At 60.9% G+C, this 18,671-nt stretch carries 16 protein-coding genes and 2 pseudogenes; 9 read left to right on the forward strand and 9 right to left on the reverse strand.

From position 1 onward, the window contains the following. Positions 1-13: 13 nt before the first annotated feature. The 3 genes and pseudogenes from ACA048_RS09950 to ACA048_RS09960 all read right to left on the reverse strand — a co-directional run bounded on the left by ACA048_RS09950 (position 14) and on the right by ACA048_RS09960 (position 3,206). On the reverse strand, positions 14-1,684 hold the full coding sequence (locus ACA048_RS09950) for an MFS transporter (protein WP_497628957.1): 1,671 nt from the start codon (positions 1,682-1,684) through the stop codon (positions 14-16). A 284-nt stretch (positions 1,685-1,968) separates the two neighbouring features. Then, entirely contained in the window at positions 1,969-2,550 is a 582-nt protein-coding gene (locus tag ACA048_RS09955; RefSeq protein WP_497628958.1) for a hypothetical protein, read from the reverse strand. Positions 2,551-2,726: 176 nt separating this feature from the next. After that, positions 2,727-3,206, reverse strand: a pseudogene (locus ACA048_RS09960) (cytochrome C). On the opposite strand from ACA048_RS09960, the pseudogene ACA048_RS09965 reads away from it, so the two are divergent. From ACA048_RS09965 to ACA048_RS09980, 4 genes and pseudogenes are all read left to right on the forward strand, one after another. Then, a pseudogene (locus tag ACA048_RS09965) lies at positions 3,169-3,463 on the forward strand (aldehyde dehydrogenase family protein); the annotation flags it as partial. The pseudogenes ACA048_RS09960 and ACA048_RS09965 sit on opposite strands and share 38 nt — an antisense overlap. A 137-nt stretch (positions 3,464-3,600) precedes the next feature. Then, a complete protein-coding gene (locus ACA048_RS09970; RefSeq protein WP_497628959.1) occupies positions 3,601-4,101 on the forward strand; it encodes a sigma-70 family RNA polymerase sigma factor in 501 nt (166 codons plus the stop codon). Positions 4,102-4,141: 40 nt separating this feature from the next. Beyond that, complete coding sequence (locus tag ACA048_RS09975; RefSeq protein WP_497628960.1) at positions 4,142-5,116, forward strand: FecR family protein; 975 nt, start codon at positions 4,142-4,144, stop codon at positions 5,114-5,116. A gap of 154 nt (positions 5,117-5,270) precedes the next feature. Continuing rightward, a complete protein-coding gene (locus tag ACA048_RS09980) occupies positions 5,271-7,637 on the forward strand; it encodes a TonB-dependent siderophore receptor (protein ID WP_497629836.1) in 2,367 nt (788 codons plus the stop codon). Between the two features lie 116 nt (positions 7,638-7,753). Here the strand turns inward: ACA048_RS09980 and ACA048_RS09985 are convergent, their stop codons facing one another. Together ACA048_RS09985 and ACA048_RS09990 are read right to left on the reverse strand one after the other, a co-directional pair. Further along, the gene (locus tag ACA048_RS09985) at positions 7,754-8,905 is read right to left on the reverse strand and encodes an MFS transporter (protein WP_497628961.1); all 1,152 of its coding nucleotides are present in this window, start codon (positions 8,903-8,905) and stop codon (positions 7,754-7,756) included. 109 nt (positions 8,906-9,014) lie between these two features. Then, a complete protein-coding gene (locus tag ACA048_RS09990; protein WP_497628962.1) occupies positions 9,015-10,601 on the reverse strand; it encodes a glucan 1,4-alpha-maltotetraohydrolase domain-containing protein in 1,587 nt (528 codons plus the stop codon). 194 nt (positions 10,602-10,795) lie between these two features. Here ACA048_RS09990 and ACA048_RS09995 point away from each other — a divergent pair, with 194 nt between their 5' ends. Then, complete coding sequence (locus ACA048_RS09995) at positions 10,796-11,788, forward strand: diaminopimelate epimerase (protein WP_497628963.1); 993 nt, start codon at positions 10,796-10,798, stop codon at positions 11,786-11,788. 58 nt (positions 11,789-11,846) lie between these two features. Here the strand turns inward: ACA048_RS09995 and codA are convergent, their stop codons facing one another. The 4 genes from codA to ACA048_RS10015 all read right to left on the reverse strand — a co-directional run bounded on the left by codA (position 11,847) and on the right by ACA048_RS10015 (position 15,768). Beyond that, positions 11,847-13,091, reverse strand: a complete 1,245-nt coding sequence (codA, locus tag ACA048_RS10000; protein WP_497628964.1) for a cytosine deaminase — start codon at positions 13,089-13,091, stop codon at positions 11,847-11,849. Positions 13,092-13,224: 133 nt separating this feature from the next. Continuing rightward, entirely contained in the window at positions 13,225-14,049 is an 825-nt protein-coding gene (locus tag ACA048_RS10005) for an alpha/beta fold hydrolase (protein WP_497628965.1), read from the reverse strand. Between the two features lie 198 nt (positions 14,050-14,247). After that, positions 14,248-14,604: a 6-carboxytetrahydropterin synthase QueD gene (gene queD / locus ACA048_RS10010; RefSeq protein WP_081744008.1), complete on the reverse strand. Its 357-nt coding sequence runs from the start codon at positions 14,602-14,604 to the stop codon at positions 14,248-14,250. 84 nt (positions 14,605-14,688) lie between these two features. Further along, positions 14,689-15,768, reverse strand: a complete 1,080-nt coding sequence (locus ACA048_RS10015) for a patatin-like phospholipase domain-containing protein (RefSeq protein WP_497628966.1) — start codon at positions 15,766-15,768, stop codon at positions 14,689-14,691. 240 nt (positions 15,769-16,008) lie between these two features. Between ACA048_RS10015 and ACA048_RS10020 the strand changes: the two genes are divergently transcribed. Genes ACA048_RS10020 through ACA048_RS10035 form a run of 4 tightly spaced genes read left to right on the forward strand, consistent with a single transcriptional unit; the run spans position 16,009 to position 18,604 of the window. Beyond that, entirely contained in the window at positions 16,009-16,317 is a 309-nt protein-coding gene (locus ACA048_RS10020; protein WP_497628967.1) for a PepSY domain-containing protein, read from the forward strand. After that, complete coding sequence (locus ACA048_RS10025) at positions 16,317-16,622, forward strand: PepSY domain-containing protein (protein ID WP_497628968.1); 306 nt, start codon at positions 16,317-16,319, stop codon at positions 16,620-16,622. Before ACA048_RS10020 ends, ACA048_RS10025 begins: the two co-directional genes overlap by 1 nt. 3 nt (positions 16,623-16,625) lie before the next feature. Beyond that, on the forward strand, positions 16,626-17,294 hold the full coding sequence (locus tag ACA048_RS10030) for a response regulator transcription factor (protein WP_497628969.1): 669 nt from the start codon (positions 16,626-16,628) through the stop codon (positions 17,292-17,294). Beyond that, the gene (locus tag ACA048_RS10035) at positions 17,291-18,604 is read left to right on the forward strand and encodes a sensor histidine kinase (protein ID WP_497628970.1); all 1,314 of its coding nucleotides are present in this window, start codon (positions 17,291-17,293) and stop codon (positions 18,602-18,604) included. The genes ACA048_RS10030 and ACA048_RS10035 overlap by 4 nt, the downstream gene beginning before the upstream one ends. The last annotated feature ends 67 nt before the right edge of the window (positions 18,605-18,671 follow it).

The raw sequence follows: 18,671 nt of genomic DNA on the forward strand, positions 1-18,671 counted from the left end.
GCGGCTGCCCGCCTCAGGTGATCTCGCGATCCTTGGTTTCCGGCAGGAAGAACGTGCCCAGGATCGCCGTCATTACCGCGATCACGATCGGGTACCACAGCCCGTAGTAAATATCCCCCGTGGCCGCGACCATGGCGAAGGCCACCGTCGGCAGAAACCCGCCGAACCAGCCATTGCCGATGTGATACGGCAGCGACATCGAGGTGTAGCGGATGCGCGCCGGAAACAGTTCGACCAGCCACGCGGCGATAGGCCCGTAGACCATGGTCACGTAGATCACGAGGATGGTCAGCAGTAGCAACACCATCGGGTAGTTGGTCTTCGCCGGGTCGGCCTTCTCGGGGTAGCCGGCCTCCTTGAGGGCGGTGCCGAGGGTGGCGATGAAGGCGTCGTTGCGGGTCTTGAACTCCGCGGCCGGCAGGGGGGTACCCTCGAAGCTCTGGACCACCTTGTCACCGATGCGAACCTGCGCGACGGTGCCCGGTTCCGCCTTTTCGTTTTTGTAGGGGATCGCTTTCTTCGCCAGCACGCTCTTGGCGAGGTCGCAGGAGCTGGTGAATCTGGCCTTGCCCACCGGGTCGAACTGGAACGAGCACTGGCCCGGATCTGCGATCACCGTGACCGGGTTCTGCTCCTGTGCCACGAACACGTCGGGGTTACCGTACTGGGTCAACGCATGGAAGATCGGGAAGTAGGTCAGCGCTGCGAGGATGCAGCCGACCATGATGATGCCCTTGCGGCCGATGCGGTCGGACAGGCTGCCGAATATGACGAAGAACGGCGTGCCGATCAGCAGCGAACCGGCAATCAACAAATTGGCGGTTTGCGGGTCGATCTTGAGCATTTGCAGGAGGAAAAACAGCGCATAAAACTGCCCGGTGTACCAGACCACGGCCTGACCGGCCGTACCGCCGAGCAAAGCCATGATCACGATTTTCAGGTTGTCCCACCGGGCGAAGGATTCGGTCAGGGGCGCTTTGGAAGCCTTGCCCTCGGCCTTCATCTTCTTGAATACCGGCGATTCGCTGAGTTGCAGGCGGATGTACACCGAGACGATCAGCAGCAGGATCGACAACAGGAACGGAATCCGCCAGCCCCAGGCCTCGAACGCTTCGGTGCCGAGCAAGGTGCGGCAGGCGAGGATCACCAGCAATGACAGAAACAGACCGAGGGTCGCGGTGGTCTGGATCCACGACGTGAAGTAACCCCGCCGGCCGGGTGGTGCATGTTCGGCCACGTACGTCGCCGCGCCGCCGTATTCACCACCCAGGGCCAGGCCTTGCAGCAGGCGCAGGCTGATCAGGATGACCGGCGCTGCCACGCCGATGGTGGCGTAGCCCGGTAGAAAACCGACGATGGCGGTGGAGATACCCATGATGACGATGGTGATGAGGAAGGTGTGCTTGCGCCCGATCATGTCACCCAACCGGCCAAACACGATGGCGCCGAAAGGCCGTACGGCGAAGCCTGCGGCGAAGGCAAGCAGGGCGAAGATGAACGCCGTGGTCTCGTTGACGCCCGCGAAGAAATGCTTGGCGATGATGGCGGCGAGGGAGCCGTAAAGGTAGAAGTCATACCATTCGAATACGGTGCCCAGGGACGAGGCGAAAATGACCTTGCGCTCTTCCTTGGTTATCCCGTGTCTGGGCGTGCTGCCCGTGGTTGTACTGTCGATTACGGCCATGAGTGTTCTCCGTATTGCTCTTGTTATAGGCCGGAGTACCTCGCATCAGTTGCCGCACCCAGGCCATGGGGCTGACGTCATCGGATTGCAAATTGCACGTAGTAGGGACGCAGCTGACGGCTTCGCAGGCATGCCGGGATAGTTGAAGCATAATCACCTTCGCGCAGATATCCACTCGCCATCACACTTCAATCTCAAGTCGATGAAACGCAGCGGGAGGCCGTCAAGCAAGTGCCCCGCAGAAAACCGAAAACGTTCGGATTTTGCGTGTTCAGTGGCGAGTCTTAAAAAACGCAGACGCTGGCATAAACCATCATCATCACAGCAGCGACACCAAACGCGCCCAACGCCTTTGCCATGGCATGGTGTTCAGGCACATGCTCGGTCATTGGTTGCCATGGAGGTATCGAAGACTCTGAACGTTTGCTTTCGTGTTGGCGGAAGACCTTGTAGGTGTATCGCAAGCCAATCAGCAGAAACAGCGCGACCAGACCGAGTACGGCCATGCAAGTAATGGCGGGTTTAGCCTCGGCCCGGGTTTCGTGTTCGCAGGCCGCGCTATTGAGTTCCAGAACGCTGATTTGTCCATAGCCCATCTGGGGCTGATGGGTAACAGTGCGGATCGCTGCCTGTTGTTGCAGGTCCAGCACTTGATACTTCCAGAGCGTTGTCGAGCCTTCCCGGCAGTAGGTGAATGTGACGGGGTCCGGGGCATCAACAATGCAACCGTCGTTGATGTTGAGTTTTTTCAGCGTTTGATCCGCTGACCTTGTGAAATCCAGGTCGAAGACCGGAATAATCCCGGTGGCTGAAGCTGACATCGAAAACAGCACGCTGCCCGCGACGATGATTATCGAAGCTTTCAAGGTTATTTTTCCTTGTTTTTCATCAGCGTATAGAAACGCACGCGGAGCGTGGCTCCCCCTGTTTTGATGAGTCTAGAAGACTGGAAGGCGCCTGAAGCCTCTCAGAAAAAATAGCGTAGATAATGGCGGAAATGACACTCGTTTACAGTCAGGTACCCTCGTGTCGCCTGGCCGAATCAGTCACTCATCCCGTCTTCAATCGCGATTCCTTGTGCGCGCATTGCCTTGATCAACGCTGCCCGAGTCCCCGGCAAATTGAGCATAGCCACGTGACGCAATTCAGCCACCTCTTCAGCGCTGTAAGGCTGGTAATCGGCAGGCATGCTTTTACCTGCCAGGCCGCCGTCGCGCATCAACCAGTTAAGCAGGTCAGCCAACTGCGCGTTGTTCAGCGCCGATTGCGACATGCCGGGTACACGCACCAGAAATTCGCGGCCGCCGGGGACCTTGAGGAAGTTGCCGACAAACCCTGTGAGCCGAGGCGTGTCATTGGCTGCCGAGCCCATGCCGTTGCCCAAATGGCAACCGGCGCATTGCAGCTGGTAGTTCACGCCAACGCTGTAACCGGCCTGGGCGATGGGTTTTTGCATTTATTCATTGCCCGGCGCATTCCGCTGCGCCGCTGCGGTCTGCGCCATGCCAATCGGTGCCGGCATGAACTGCAATGACGCGATCAACCCGCTGGTATCGCGCAAGCAACGAACTGGCTCGCCGCGAAGGCGCGCGTGTGGTGTCGGGCGGTGAGTTGGTGGAAGGCGAGGGCTTCTACGTGCAGCCGACCATTCTGGCCCACGTACTGCTCGACCCGGCGATGCCGTTTGGGGGCGTCAAGCAATAGGGCATGGGGCGCGAGTTTGGTCGTGCGGTGTTCGAGGCCTATACCGAGCTGAAATCGGTGTGCATCGCGCACTGATTCGATGAATTAAGACGGCCCCTGCAATGGGGGCCGTTGGCTTGACTGACAAATGGAGACACGGGCGACGTGGAATCCATTGCCTCCAGTTAATAGGAAGCATTACTATTCGCGCCCCATCTCCACAGCACACCGCAATGACCCCCAAGCTGCCCCGCAGACATGGCTTTTTCAAATATTACGAAGAGTTGGTTGGCACCTGGACCCGTCGCCTGAGAAATCGTCAGCAGGCTGAGGACCTGGCCCACGACACCTTCGTGCGGGTGCTTGAGTCCAATTCGGTGGTGGTGGAACAACCTCGGGCGTATTTGCACCAGACCGCGCGCAACATCGCGGTAGACGGTTATCGGCGTGAGGATCGGCGGGGCGCCATGGAGTCGCAGGCGATTGATCTCAGTGCGTCGTCGTCCGGCGACCCGGAGCAGTACATGCAGGCGATCCAGTTGGCTGATTCCATCGAACGGGCGCTCACCGAGTTGCCGGTCAATTGCCGCAAGGTGTTTGTGTGGCAAAAGATCGAAGGCCTGACCCAGGCTGAAATCGCCGAACGCCTGGGTCTGTCCAAGAACATGGTGGAAAAGTATATGATCCGCACCTTGCGGCATCTGCGTGACCGCGTCGACGGATCGCAACCATGAGCGGCCGCGCCTTCTCACCCCCAGCCAAGCAGGAACTTCCATGATGGATACTCGTGATTGTGCGTGCGGGCAAACAACGGTTCGCGACGATGCGGCGCGGTGGTTTGTGCGTTTGCAGGAACCGGCCGTGGACGTTGTGGAGTACCGGCGCTTCGAGGCCTGGCTGAACGAACATCCTCAACATCAAGACGAATTCGAAATGCTTCAGGGCTTGTGGATGGCGGCTGACCTGGTGCCGGCCGCGCGTCTGCAAGCCTTGTGTGAAATCGCGCCGACTCGCCGTGCACGTCAGCCGTGGGCGCGGTATGCGGTGGCGGCCAGTGTGGTGGCCGTGGCGCTGGGCGTGGGATGGTTCAGCGGGTTGCATCAACCGTCGCCTTTTACCGCTGAATATTCCACGGCGTTGGGTGAGCGTCGCCATGTGGTATTGCCGGACGGTTCGTTAATTGACATGAACAGCCGTAGCCGTATTCAGGTGCGCTTTGAAAAAGACCGGCGTGGCATCGAGCTGACTGAGGGCGAAGCGATGTTCAGCGTCGAGCACGACACCAGCCGACCGTTTGTGGTCGAAGCGGGCAACGGCCAGGTGACGGTCACCGGCACGCGCTTCGATGTGCGCCGCGATCCGTCGCAAACCCGGGTGGCGGTGGAGCAGGGCACGGTCAAGGTTCAGGGGCAGGGCGCCAGTGTCATCAACCTTACTGCCGGCCTCGGCACTCGCATCGATGCCCAAGGGGGGGTCGCGGCGGCTTATGCGGTCAACCCGGCCGAGCTGACCGCGTGGCGCAGCGGCAAACTGGTGTTCAACAACGCCAGCCTCAGCGAGGTGGCTGCTGAAGTGTCGCGTTATCGCGAGAAACCGCTCACCGTCGGCAACGACAAAGTCGGCAATCTGCGCCTGACCAGCGTGTTCAATTCCGACAACACTGACGCACTGCTCAAGGCCTTGCCGAGCATCCTGCCAGTGGCCGTGCGCACCCTCGATGACGGCAGTCAGGAAATAATTTCAAAATAAATTCAGGTTTTTTTCGAGTCCATCGTCTTCTTGTCCAACTGCAACTGGTTTGCATTAACAAACGCATGCGCTTGCGATCCACAGGACACTGTTCGACGTGAAATACACCTCTGCCAACCACAAACAATCCCATTGGTTGCCGCTGGCGCTCGCCATGACGGTCAGCGCCGTGCTGCCCCAGGCGTTCGCCGCCGGTGGCATCCATATTCCGGCGCAGCCGTTGGGCCAGGCACTCAGCCAGTTGGGCCAGCAGACTTCGTTGCAGGTTTTTTTCAATCCTGAACTGGTCGCCGGCAAACAAGCCCCGGCCGTCGACGGCGACATCTCGCCGGAACAGGCCTTGCGCCAATTGCTGCAAGGCAGCGGTCTGCAATACCAGATCGATCAAGGCTCGGTCACGTTGACGCCCACGCCGACGTCCGCTTCGAACGGGCCGCTGGAGCTGGACGTGACCGATATCAAAGTGGTCGGCGACTGGCTCGGCGATGCCGACGTGGCCTTGGTGCAGAACCATCCCGGCGCGCGTACGGTGGTTCGCCGCGAAGCGATGGTCGAGCAGGGCGCGATGAACGTTGGCGAGGTGCTCAAGCGCGTCCCCGGCGTGCAAGTGCAGGACGCCAACGGCACCGGTGGCAGCGATATTTCCCTGAACGTCGGGGTGCGCGGCCTGACCTCGCGCCTGTCGCCACGCTCTACCGTATTGATCGACGGCGTGCCCGCCGCGTTTGCGCCGTATGGTCAACCGCAGCTGTCGATGGCGCCGATTTCCTCGGGCAACCTCGACAGCATCGATGTGGTGCGTGGCGCCGGCTCCGTGCGTTACGGGCCACAAAACGTCGGTGGCGTAATCAACTTCGTGACGCGTGCGATCCCGCAAGAAGCCACCGGTGAAATTGGCACCACCCTGGAAACTTCGCAGTACGGTGGCTGGAAACACCTCGACACCGCCTTCCTCGGCGGTACCGCGGATAACGGCATCGGCATGGCACTGTTGTATTCCGGGGTGAACGGCAACGGTTACCGCGAAAGCAACAACGGCAACGACATCTCCGATGTGCTCCTCAAGACCCAGTGGGCTCCGACCGATGTCGACTATTTCAGCCTCAACTTTCACTACTACGACGCCAACGCCGACATGCCCGGTGGCCTGACGCAACAGCAATACGACGCCGACCCGTTCCAGTCCGTGCGCGACTACGACAACTTCAGCGGCCGCCGCAAGGACGTGTCATTCCGGTGGGCACGGCAGATCGACGACCGTACCCAGGCCGAAGTGCTGACGTACTACACCGACAGTTTTCGTGGCAGCAACATCGCCGCCCGCGACCAGAAAACCCTGAGTTCTTACCCGCGCACTTACTACACCTTTGGCATCGAACCACGTGTGTCCCATGTGTTTGAGGCGGGCCCGACCACTCAGGAAGTCAGTGTCGGTTATCGCTACCTCAAAGAAGCCATGCATGAAGAGACGAGCCGTGTCGCTCTGGTGAACAATCAGCCGGTGCTGACCCCTACCTCTGACGGCCACGTGTTCCAGGACCGTACCGGCGGTACCGAAGCCAACTCGGTGTACCTCGACAACAAAGTCGACGTCGGCAACTGGACCGTGACCCCGGGCATCCGCTTTGAACACATCAGCACAGACTGGCATGACCGCCCGGTGCTCGACACTGCCGGCAAGCGCGTGCCGGAGAAGAACCGCAGCATCGAAAGCAACGAACCGCTGCCGGCCCTGAGCGTGATGTATCACCTGTCCGAAGAGTGGAAGCTGTTCGCCAACTACGAAACCTCGTTCGGCAGTCTGCAATATTTCCAGCTCGGCCAGGGCGGTATAGGTGACAGCACCGCCAATGGCCTGGAGCCGGAAAAAGCCAAGACTTACGAGGTCGGCACGCGCTACAACGATGAAGTGTGGGGCGGGGAAGTGACGCTGTTCTACATCGACTTCGATGACGAATTGCAATACATCAGCAACGACGTGGGCTGGACCAACCTTGGCGCGACCAAGCACCAAGGGCTGGAAGCGTCGGTGCATTACGACCTGTCCGCGCTCAACCCGATGCTCGACGGCCTGACTGCCTACTCCGGTTTCACCTATACCCGTGCGACTTATGAAGGCGAGATACCAGGCTTCAAGGGCCGTGATTTGCCGTTTTATTCGCGTCAGGTGGCCACCGCCGGGCTGCGTTACGACATCAATCGCTGGACCTATAACCTCGATGCGTATGCCCAGTCCAAACAGCGTTCGCCGGGCACGGGTGTGAATGCTGATGGCAGCTTTAACGGCAATTACATTACCGAAGGATCAGCGGACGGCCAGTTTGGCGACATCCCGGGTTACATGACCTGGAATGTGCGCGGTGGGTATGACTTCGGTTCGCAGTTGTCGAACCTGAAGCTCGGCGCGGGGGTTAAAAACGTCTTCGACAAGCAGTACTTCACTCGCTCCAGCGACAACAACTCGGGGATGTATGTGGGGGCGCCGCGTACGTTCTTTGTGCAGGCCAGTGTGGGGTTCTGATAGACCGAGGTGACCCCATCGCCAGCAGGCTGGCTCCCACATTGATCTGCGTCGTACACAGAGTTTGTGTTCACTGACGATCCCCTGTGGGAGCCAGCCTGCTGGCGATAGCTTTATCAGCCTTTCAACACCTTGCCGCCTATGGCCACCGCCACCAGCAGCAACGCCATCAACCCAAACGCAAAACTCAAACTGCTGCCATGGGCGACAAACCCGATCACCGCCGGGCCGGCGAGGATGCCGGCGTAGCCCAGCGTGGTAATGGCCGGCACGGCAATGTGCTCGGGCATGACCGTCTGTTTGCCGACGGCGGTGTACAGCACCGGCACGATGTTCGAACAGCCCGCGCCCAGCAACGCATAACCCACCAGTGCCGCCTCCCAGGCCGGCGCGAACGTGGCCAGCGCCAAGCCCGCTGCGGCCGTCAGCCCACCGAACACAATCACCCGCGTAGCACCCAAACGCCGGACAATCCGGTCACCGGTCAAGCGCCCGGCCGTCATGGTCAGTGCAAAAGCCGCATAGCCCAGCCCCGCATACGCCGTGTCGATCCCGCGCTCTTGCGCCAGGAACACCGCGCTCCAGTCGAGCGCTGCGCCTTCGGCCAGGAACACGATGAAGCACATCCCGCCAATAAACAGCACGATGCCATGGGGCACAGCAAACACCGGCCCAGTGCTTTCGCTGCCGTAGGGCAACAGGTGCGGCGCAGCTTTCAGCAAGGCCAGCACCAGCACCGCAATCACCACCAACATCGCGCCCAGCGGTGACATTCCAAGGCCGAGCAGGCCGCTGACGCCCGCCGCACCGACGATCCCGCCCAGGCTGAACATCCCGTGAAAGCCGGACATCATGTTCTTGCCGCTGGCCCGTTCGACGATCACCGCTTGCAGGTTTACCGTCGAATCCACCGTGCCCAGCCCGGCGCCGAACATGAACAGCGTGGCGATCAACGCCGGCACGTTCGACACCGTCGCCAGCAACGGCAAGGCTGCGCAAATCAGCAACGTCCCGCCCGCCGTCACGCGCCGGCAACCAAAGCGCGCGGCCAGCATCCCGGCCAACGGCATCGCCAGAATCGACCCCACTCCGAGGCACAACAGCAATAAACCGAGCGTCCCTTCACCCAACCCGGCCCGCGCCTTGGCGTAAGGCACCAGCGGCGCCCAGCCAGCGATGCCGAGACCGGCAATGAAGAAGGCGACGCGGGTGGACATCTGCTCCAGTCGGCCGGGGATGACGGACGCAGAGGTATTGAGGGCAGTCATGAAAAATCCTTGGCGTTGCGGGTTGCTGACGATAGGCAGGGCAACATCCTTGCATATCAGACAGCGTCCCGCGACCTTGAGGGCTTCTCACGGTCATGAAGCTGAATGTCTAAAACGTCCCGCGCGTCTGGCTGACTGCGCCGCTGGTAAAGCTGATGTTGGGGCCCGGCTGCCAACGCACGGCGCCTGAAGCATCGTTGTTACGCACGATGCATTTCCACTGAATGTCTTGTTTCGCCGGCAAAGTGATTGCGCCGCGCCATTGGTGTTCCTGAGGCCCGTTGGTCAATGCCACCGCGTGGACAGGGTCCCAGGCGCCCAGTTCAAGTGACGATCCCACGGCATAAACGGTCTGGCCGGGATAGGTCGTGGCGTAGTCGCAAGCGAATTGGACGCTGACCGGCGGTTGTTCGAGAGTGGTGCGCCAGATGCGGATTTTACCGTTATCCCACGTCAATACCGGGTCAGTCAGATTCTGGGGCAACTTTTGCAGGTCCGAGTCCAGGGCAACCACCAGGCTATTACGGGCACCCGTCGTCGTCGCTACCAGACCGGAATACTGAGATTGAAAACGGATCGGCGAGTCAGCCCGGATGCCGGCCCCCTTGCGAAGCTTGATTAACTGGCGGATCAGCTCGCCGCGTTGCCAGTCGTACATGTCGGGCCAATACACGGCGGGTGTACCGGGGCTGCTGAGGATATAGGCGTAGGCCTGATTGCGCCGCTCCTCGGGCAACGCCCAGTGATGTTGGCCGCCATAGCGACCCGGCGAATAACCGGTGTCGTGGTTGTCGACGAAGGTGACGGCAATTTTGCGCCAGTTTGGATCGGGATTGCCGTTGAGCCCATGCCGCCATTCGGCGATTGAACCGTTCTGCATCTGCTCCTTCAGGGCGAAGTCGAAGATGGCGCAGTGGGACCGGTCGGACCAATCCTTGAGTGAGTCCTGCCAACCGGCCTTGCTGCGCCAGTCGCTGGCCGGGTATTCGCTGGGGCCTTTCCACAGTTCACCGACACAGAACCGCTGATCACCCAGCGCCGTCATCCAGCGCTCGACGGATTCCGCTGCATAGCCGCGAACAAAGTCGAACCGCAGGCCTTTGGCTCCGTACTGTTGGCGCAGATTGACGAGCTCGTTTTTGAAGGTCTCGGATACCGCAGGGTTGCCCGTGTTCAGGTCCGCGTTGCCGTCCATGAAGGCATCACCTTCATCGCACGTGGCGCAATCGTGGCGCCACTCGTTGCGGCCCCTGGGAAACAGGGACGCATTTACCCTGCTGTCATCCATGTGGTTGGGCACCACGTCATAGACCACTTGCACACCGGCAGTATTCAGCGCCGTGGCAGCGGTTTTGAGTTGTTCATCGCTGCCGTACTGGCTGTTCTTATCGAAGCTGCGCCAGAAATAACCTTCACCGCCCCCGGAGGTGCCTTTGATGGCATCCACCCAACTGGAATCATCTCGCCACGGCGGCGGCATCCAGATGGCGGTAAAACCGTCATGATCGATCTGCTCGGCCATGCGTGCCAGCAGCGCATACCATTTTTCGGGTTCATTGCGACTGGAGTTCCAGTGGAACCCCTGCAACAGGATTTCTTCCCCGGTGCCATTGCGAACCGGGGCTGTTGCGTCGGCCATTGCCGCACCGCTCAAGCCCAGGGCAATGAATAGCGAAAGCAGAAACGTCCTTTTCATGAGCCTGTCCCGAGTGCGAATGCAGAGCTTCACTCTGAGCCCGCTGCGAAGGCTTGTCTGCTGTCATAACTGACAGGTAGCTCCAAAAAATTCGCGCTAGAGAACTGGACGCTCATAACTGAACAGGCAGATGTGCTTTTTCTGACGGTGGCCTAAAGTACGGGCTCCTTTCCGGCTGACTTCAGGACCGATCCATGACGCCGTTCTACGATGCTCGAGGCAATATCTATGCAGTTGTGGCACCAGAGGCGGTGCGTGGCAGCGGTATCGATTTACCGCTGCTGGCCAGTCAGGCTGCGCATACCCGTGAAACGTGGGCGTTGGCGGCCATCGAGGCGTTTTGTGGTTGGGCTCCCGGCACTCAGCCGCCCGGCAGCAAGGACCATCGTAGCGACGGTTTGCTCGTCGGGCCGTTTCAATCGGCGCCGCCCTATGACCTGCTGATCGTCAATACCGACGGCACGTTAGCCGAACGCAGTGGCAATGGATTGACAATTTTTTCTCAGGCGCTGAGTGAGCACGGATGGATGCCGATGGAGGATGGGTGCCTGTTGCGGGTTCATCACGACAAGACGGACGCGGTTTCGCCGGGGGAGACGTCAGTCAAACCGGCCGAGGTCGATGGTGTGCAAGGATTCTGGCTGGATTTGGGGAAACCTTCGTTAGGGCCGCAAGCGGTGGGCGCGCAAGGGGTTGAAAGCGTGCTGTTGAATGGGCGAGAAGTCAGCCATGTGCGGCCATTGTCCGCGCTTGAACCGGCGTGGAACCGCAGCCAGTTTGTACGCATCGGCAATCCGCATTGCGTGACGCTGGTGACGAGCGCCGCTGCGTTGCCGAGCAATGAGCAAATGCGTGAATCACCGTTGGCTGAAGGGTTGATGCGGATTGCTTATGCCATGCCGACCGGGGCCGGTGAACCGTGTCCGGCAGGGGTGAATGTGCAGTGGGCGATGCTTGAATCTGTAGGCCAAGTCGTTGCGCGGGTGTTTGAGCGCGGGGAAGGGCCGACGGCGTCGTCGGGCACCAGCGCCAGTGCCGTGGCTTGCGCGGCGTGGCGGGTGGGTTGGGTCACGGCGGGTGAGGTGAAAGTGGTGATGCCGGGCGGCACGGCGCCGATTTTGCTGGAGGAAGTGGAGGGGGAATTGAGTCGGGTCAGGTTGTTTGGTACGGCTCGAATGATGGGTTGACTGTCAGACCGCCTTCGCGAGCAAGCTCGCGAAGGGGCCATCACATTCAACAAAGATGTCAGCTCAAACCACTGAACTCGACTACCGGCATCGTCCGCTTCATCAGCAACTGGCCCCCGCGAACTGAATACAGCGGCAAGCCCTGGCTGCGAATGACCTCGTAATCACTGTCCGCCGACAGCACCAGCAAGTTCGCAGGCCGTCCCGCTTCCAGGCCATAACGCTCGCCCAGGTTCATCGCCTTGGCGCTGTTGTCAGTCACCAGGTCGAGCGCGCTTTGCAGGTTGCGGTAACCGAGCATGTGGCAGATGTGCAAACCCGCTTCAAGCACCCGCAGGATGTTGCCGTTGCCCAGCGGATACCACGGGTCAACGATTGAGTCCTGACCGAAACACACGTTCATCCCCGCTTCGAGCAACTCGTTGACCCGGGTCACGCCACGGCGTTTCGGGAAAGTATCGAAGCGCCCTTGCAGGTGAATGCTTTCAGTGGGACAGGAGACAAAACTGATCCCCGAATGCCCAAGCAGGCGAAAGAGTTTGGCGCAGTAAGCGTTGTCGTAAGAGCCCATCGCCGTGGTGTGGCTGGCGGTGACCCGCGAACCCATGTCGCGGCTGCGCGCCTCTTCGGCCAGCACTTCGAGAAAGCGTGAATGCGGGTCGTCGGTTTCGTCGCAATGCACGTCTACCAGGCAGCTGGTGCGCTCGGCCAGGTCCATCAGGAACTTCACCGAACTGACACCCTGATCGCGGGTGTACTCGAAGTGCGGAATGCCGCCGACCACATCGGCGCCCATGCGGATCGCTTCTTCCATCAGCTCCCGGCCATTGCGGTAGGACTCGATGCCTTCCTGCGGGAACGCGACGATTTGCAGGTCGATCAGGTGACGGCTTTCCTCGCGCACCTCCAGCATCGCCTTGAGCGCGGTGAGCTGCGGGTCGGTGACGTCGACGTGGGTGCGCACATGCTGGATGCCGTGGGCGGCGAGGGTCTGGATGGTCTTCTTGGCGCGGGTCTTGGTGTCTTCCTCGGTGATCGTGACCTTGCGCTCGCCCCAGCACTCGATGCCTTCGAACAGCGTGCCGCTCATGTTCCAGCGCGGCTCGCCGGCGGTCAGGGTGGCGTCGAGGTGAATGTGCGGCTCGACAAAGGGCGGCACCACCAGGTTGCCGCCGGCGTCCAGATCGTCGGGGCCCAGGGTCGGGGCTTCGGTCTGCCGGGCGATGGTGCGGATCAGGCCGTTTTCCAGGTGCAACTCATGCAGGCCTTCTTGGTTGCGCAGGCGGGCGTTGATGATGTGCATCAGGCGAGTCCTTTGGTTTTTTAGCGGTGCGGTGCGCTTGGGTGATAACCCTACGTTAGCTCGGCAGTGGCAATCCTTGCCAGTGGCGAATGACGAAACACAGAATCCGGTAACCCCCTTTGTGGGAGTGGGTTCATGGGGTCAGGGGCAGGAACCGCAGCAACGCCGCGACGATGGCCTCCGGTGCATCTTCCTGAACCAGATGCCCGGCATTGGGAACCGGATGAAACTGCGACCCCGGTATCAGCTGATGCAGCGTCTGTGCGCGTTCGATGGGGATCCACTGATCGTCCTCGCCCCACAGAATCTGCACCGGGCACCGAATGGTCGGGTACAAACCTTCAGCCTCGCGGGTATAGCGCTCGTCCATCTGCGCAATCTGCCGGTAGAACGCCGCTTGCCCCGGCTCCCCCAGCCACGGCTGCACGTACGGTGCGAGTTCTTCATCGGGGATGTCGCGTTTGATCGCCCCGCGAATGTAGGCCGGCACGATGGCGCGCTGGATGTAATCCGGCACGCCACTGAACGCGGCTTCATGCTGGTGCACATGCTGCACGAACGGTGACCCCCAAGGCGTCAGCGCCACCGGGTCGATCAATGTCAGGCTGCGGTAATCCTTGCCGTTCAGCAGGTGAGTGCGCAGCGCGGTGGCGCCGCCGAAATCGTGGGCCACCACGTCGGGTCGCTCGATTGCCCAGTGATCGAGCAAATGCGCCAGCAACTCGTTCTGCACACCCAGCGAAACGTCGCCGTCGATTTTCTCCGATTGGCCATAGCCCAGCAGGTCGAAGTAATGCACCCGGTGTGTGGCAATGAAGTGCGGGGCGATTCGGTGCCACACATAAGAAGAGAAGGGCGTGCCATGCACGAACACCAGCGGCGGGCCGTCGCCGTGCACGGCGTAGTGAATGCGGTGCCCGTTGAAGCGGTATTGGCGGTCCAGCAGCCAGTCAGCCATTTGCGTGTCCTCTTGGCGGGGTGCGAGGCAAAAAGCATAGGCATAAAAAAGCCACCGCTGAGGGTGGCTTGATCATTCACTGACGAAACGCAGTCTTCATTGTAGGAGCTGGCTTGCCAGCGAAAGCGGTGTGTCAGTCGACATCATCGTTAGCTGACACGCCGCCTTCGCTGGCAAGCCAGCTCCTACAAGGGCCTGTTATTCGCCGTGATAGATGCAGCCGCTGGTGCACGTCTCGTGGATACGGATCGCGCTGAGTTCCGGCAGCAGGGGCTTCAGTTCATTCCAGATGAATTTGGCCAGCACTTCACTGGTCGGGTTTTCCAGGCCGGGAATGTCGTTCAGGTAGTTGTGGTCCAGACGCTCGTAGAGCGGCTTGAAGATCGCCTTGATTTCCGAGAAGTCGCGGATCCAGCCGGTGTGCGGATCGAGGTCGCCGCTCAAGTGGATCGCCACTTTGAACGAGTGACCGTGCAGGCGACCGCACTTGTGGCCTTCCGGTACGTGGGGCAGGCGGTGGGCGGATTCGAACGTAAACTCTTTGAAGATTTCCACAGTGATTTCAGCTCTGTCAGGTGGCGATCGCCGCGGCGATGTGGGCAGGCGGCGAGTTTAACAGAGCTGCGGGCGAAACACTGACTAAAGGGTCAGCAAGCCATCGCCGAGGCGACCATTGGCGGCCAGTTCGAGGAACTCGTCACCGAGGCGACGGCTTTCGTCCATGGCGGCGCGCCAGTACTTCTGCCGCGCCGGCGTGTCGCCCATGAAGCGTTTGAAATCGTTACGGTCCGGCAGTTTGCCGTAGGGCAGGCGCGCCAGATACTCCTTGGACGGCGCCAGCAGCAGAACATCCTGCAAGCGCGCGGTGCAGGCGCGGCGCCATGGCAGGGCCTTGTCGAACCAGCCAGGAATCACCCGGTCGGTGAAATGCGGATACAGCACGATGTCGTCGCCGCTGTAGGGCAGATCCAGGTGATAGTCGAGCAAACCGCCATCGCGGAACGTTCCCGCGCCCGCACCGGGCAAGTCGCGCACGCCTTCCATGACCATCGGGATCGAGCCCGAAGCCAGTAGCGCCTGGCGCAGGTTGCCGGTGTTCAGCGCGACGAAGCGCGAGGGGAAGTCGTTCAGCGCATTGACCGGCGGCGCCAGGCGCGGGTCGTGGATGATCAGCCGTTCGAAATGCCGCGACAGCCGCGCGCGCGCGCGCAGGTTGTCGGCGATCACTGACCCCAGCGCCAGCCCGAGGCGGCCGCGATGGTCGTGGGCCAACAGGCCGTGGCTTTTGACCACCATGATGTTCAGTCGGTAATTTGCGTTGCTCAAGATCGAGGCATCGCGGCCGTCCAGCAATTCATCGAGCATGCGCTGCGAGCTCTGGCTGATCTGCGCCATGGTCACGCCCTTGGCGAAGTTCTGCTCGGTGTACAAATGCCCGAGGCGCCGGATGCCTTCGGCGGCGTCCGGCAGGCAGGCACTGGCGAAGCGCCAGGACCCGACCGAGGCGCCAATCAGTGAACGCTCGCGCGGTGCGGCCGGCAGCCATTCGCCAAACAACGCCAGGTCCAGACCTTGAATCCCCAGCGCCTTCGGCCCGCCAGCGGCCCCGGGCAGCGTGCCGACGTCGGCGGCGCTCAAACCGTCTTTACGGATGCGCGCGAAGGCACGCGGGCCGGCCTTGAGGGTCAGGGAAGGGAACTTGATGTGGATAGCGGTCATACCGGTCTCAATTGTTGGCAAGCGCAAGATTATAAACATGCAACACGGTCATTGCAGGAGTGAGCCTGTGTGGCGAGGGGGCGTCCCGACAAGCCCCTCGCCACACAGGCTCACTCCCGCTGGGTTTTGTGCAGGTCTGCAATTTCGGGGTGTCGAGTTCCAATGATGGCAATTCAGTTTCAATTAAGTTCTGGTCGCTAAGGTGCCTCCCGTAAGCAACACAAAAAAACGGAGACACCCATGAACACCCTGACTGCCCTGTTCAGCGCCTCGATCATCGCCATGACCGTCAGCCTCGCCCACGCTCGCGACCTCGGTCCCGACGAAGCCCTGAGGCTGCGTGACGCTGGTACCATCGTGTCTTTCGAGAAGCTCAACGCCACGGCGCTGGTCAAACACCCCGGTACGACGGTGACCCAAACCGAACTGGAAGAAGAGTACGGCAAGTACATCTATCAGGTTGAGCTGCGCGACCCACAGGGCATCGAGTGGGACGTGGAATTAGACGCTGTCAGCAGCCAGGTTCTCAAGGATCATCAGGATACGTAATGAAGGTGCGTTCATTTTCATGCATGGCGCTGGTGCTTCTGGCGTTTTGCTCGGTGGTCCTGGCCCGCGACCTCAATCAGGACGAAGCCCTGCGCTTGCGCCAACAAGGGGTGATCCTTCCGCTGGAGCAATTGCTGCAACAGGCACTGGATCGCTATCCCGGCGCCAAGCTGCTGGAAGCCGAGCTTGAAGAAAAGCATGACGTCTACATTTATGAAGTCGAGCTGCTGACCCCTGAAGGCGTGGTCCGTGAACTGGACATTGAGGCCGCCACTGGCCGTTTACTGAAAGACAAGGAAGATTGACCGATGCGATTGCTGCTGGTGGAAGACCATGTGCCGCTGGCCGACGAATTGATGGCCGGCCTCAACCGCCAGGGCTACGCCGTGGATTGGCTGGCTGACGGTCGCGATGCGGTCTATCAGGGCAGCAGCGAACCCTATGACCTGATCATCCTCGACCTCGGCCTGCCGGGTTTGTCGGGGCTTGAGGTGTTGGCGCAATGGCGCGAAGGCGGTTTGTCGACGCCGGTGCTGATCCTCACCGCTCGCGATTCCTGGGCCGAGCGCATCGAAGGCCTCAAGGCCGGCGCCGACGATTACCTGACCAAGCCTTTCCATCCGGAGGAATTGCACCTGCGGGTTCAGGCGCTGCTGCGTCGCTCCCACGGCCAGGCCAATCAGCCGACGCTCAAGGCGGCCGGGCTGCACCTCGATGAAGGCCGTCAATGCGTGACCCGCGACGGCGCCGACATCCAGCTCACCGCCGCCGAATTTCGCCTGTTGCGCTATTTCATGTTGCACCCCGAACAGATCCTCTCCAAAAGTCACCTCGCCGAACACCTTTACGACGGTGAAACCGCGCGCGATTCCAATGTGCTGGAAGTTCACGTCAACCACTTGCGACGCAAACTGGGGCGCAGCGTGATCGAAACCCGTCGCGGTCAGGGTTACCTGTTCGGCGGGGCTGCTCAGTGAGGTCGATCCAGCGCCGTTTGAGCCTGGGACTGATCAGCGTCATGGTCGTCGTCGGCCTGGTGCTGGCGCAAACCAGTCTGTGGTTGTTCGAAATGGGCTTGCAGCGCTACCTCGAAGCCGGGCTGCGCAACGACAGCGAAAACCTGCTGGTGGCGCTGGTGCGCGGCCCGCAAGGGTTGCAGCTGGATGAGCGGCACCTGTCGCCGGCTTACCAGCGGCCGTTCTCTGGGCACTATTTCCGCATCGACTTTGACGATAACCACTGGCGCTCCCGTTCGCTGTGGGATCAGGAATTGCCACGGCTGGAACATCCCGGACTGCACAGCAATCTGCAACTGGGGCCGGAAGGGCAGCAATTGCTGGTATTGCGTTCAGACTATCGACGCCTCGGGCAATCCATCTCCATCAGCGTCGCGCAGGACTACACCCCGATGCGCGAGAGCTTCAAGCGCATGCAGCAAGTGGGGCTGGGGCTGGGATTGGCCGGGCTGCTGCTGATTTTGCTGCTGCAACGCCTCACCGTGCGCCGCGCCTTGCGCCCGCTGGAAAAGGCCCGCGAACAGATCGCCCAGTTGCAGCAAGGCCAGCGCTCGCAACTGGATGATCAGGTGCCGATCGAGCTTGAGCCGCTGGTGGCGCAGATCAACCATTTGCTCGCTCACACCGAAGACAGCCTCAAGCGTTCGCGCAATGCCTTGGGCAACCTCGGCCACGCATTGAAAACCCCGCTGGCGGTGTTATTGAGCCTGGTTTCGAGCGAAAAACTCGACGCTCACCCGGAGCTGCGCAAGGTGATTCAGGCGCAGCTGGAGCAGGTCCAGCAACGCCTCAATCGCGAACTCAACCGCGCACGGTTGTCCGGCGACGCACTGCCGGGGGCGTTGTTTGATTGCGATGAAGAACTGCCGGGGTTGTTGGCGACGCTGAACATGATTCATGGCGAGCACCTGGCGCTCAGCTACCGTGCACCGACCGGTTTGCAGTTGCCGTGGGACCGCGAGGACTTGCTTGAACTGCTGGGTAACTTGCTGGACAACGCCTGTAAATGGGCGGATGCCGAGGTTCGCTTGAATGTGGTCGAGGCGGCGGATGGGTTTGAGTTGAGCGTTGAAGACGATGGGCCGGGGATTCCCCAAGACCGGCACGATCAGGTGTTCAGTCGCGGTACGCGATTGGATGAACAGACGGACGGGCACGGGTTGGGGCTGGGGATTGTGCGCGACATCGTCGACACATGGGGCGGGGTGCTACGGCTGGAAGAGAGCGAGTGGGGCGGGTTGAAGGTTGTGATCGAACTCCCCAAGCGCTGACCCCAATCCAGAATCCACCAAAGATCTAATGTGGGAGCGAGCAAGTCGAATCGTCGCACCGCCGCTC

It is taken from the genome of Pseudomonas sp. LBUM1659, from assembly GCF_059716045.1.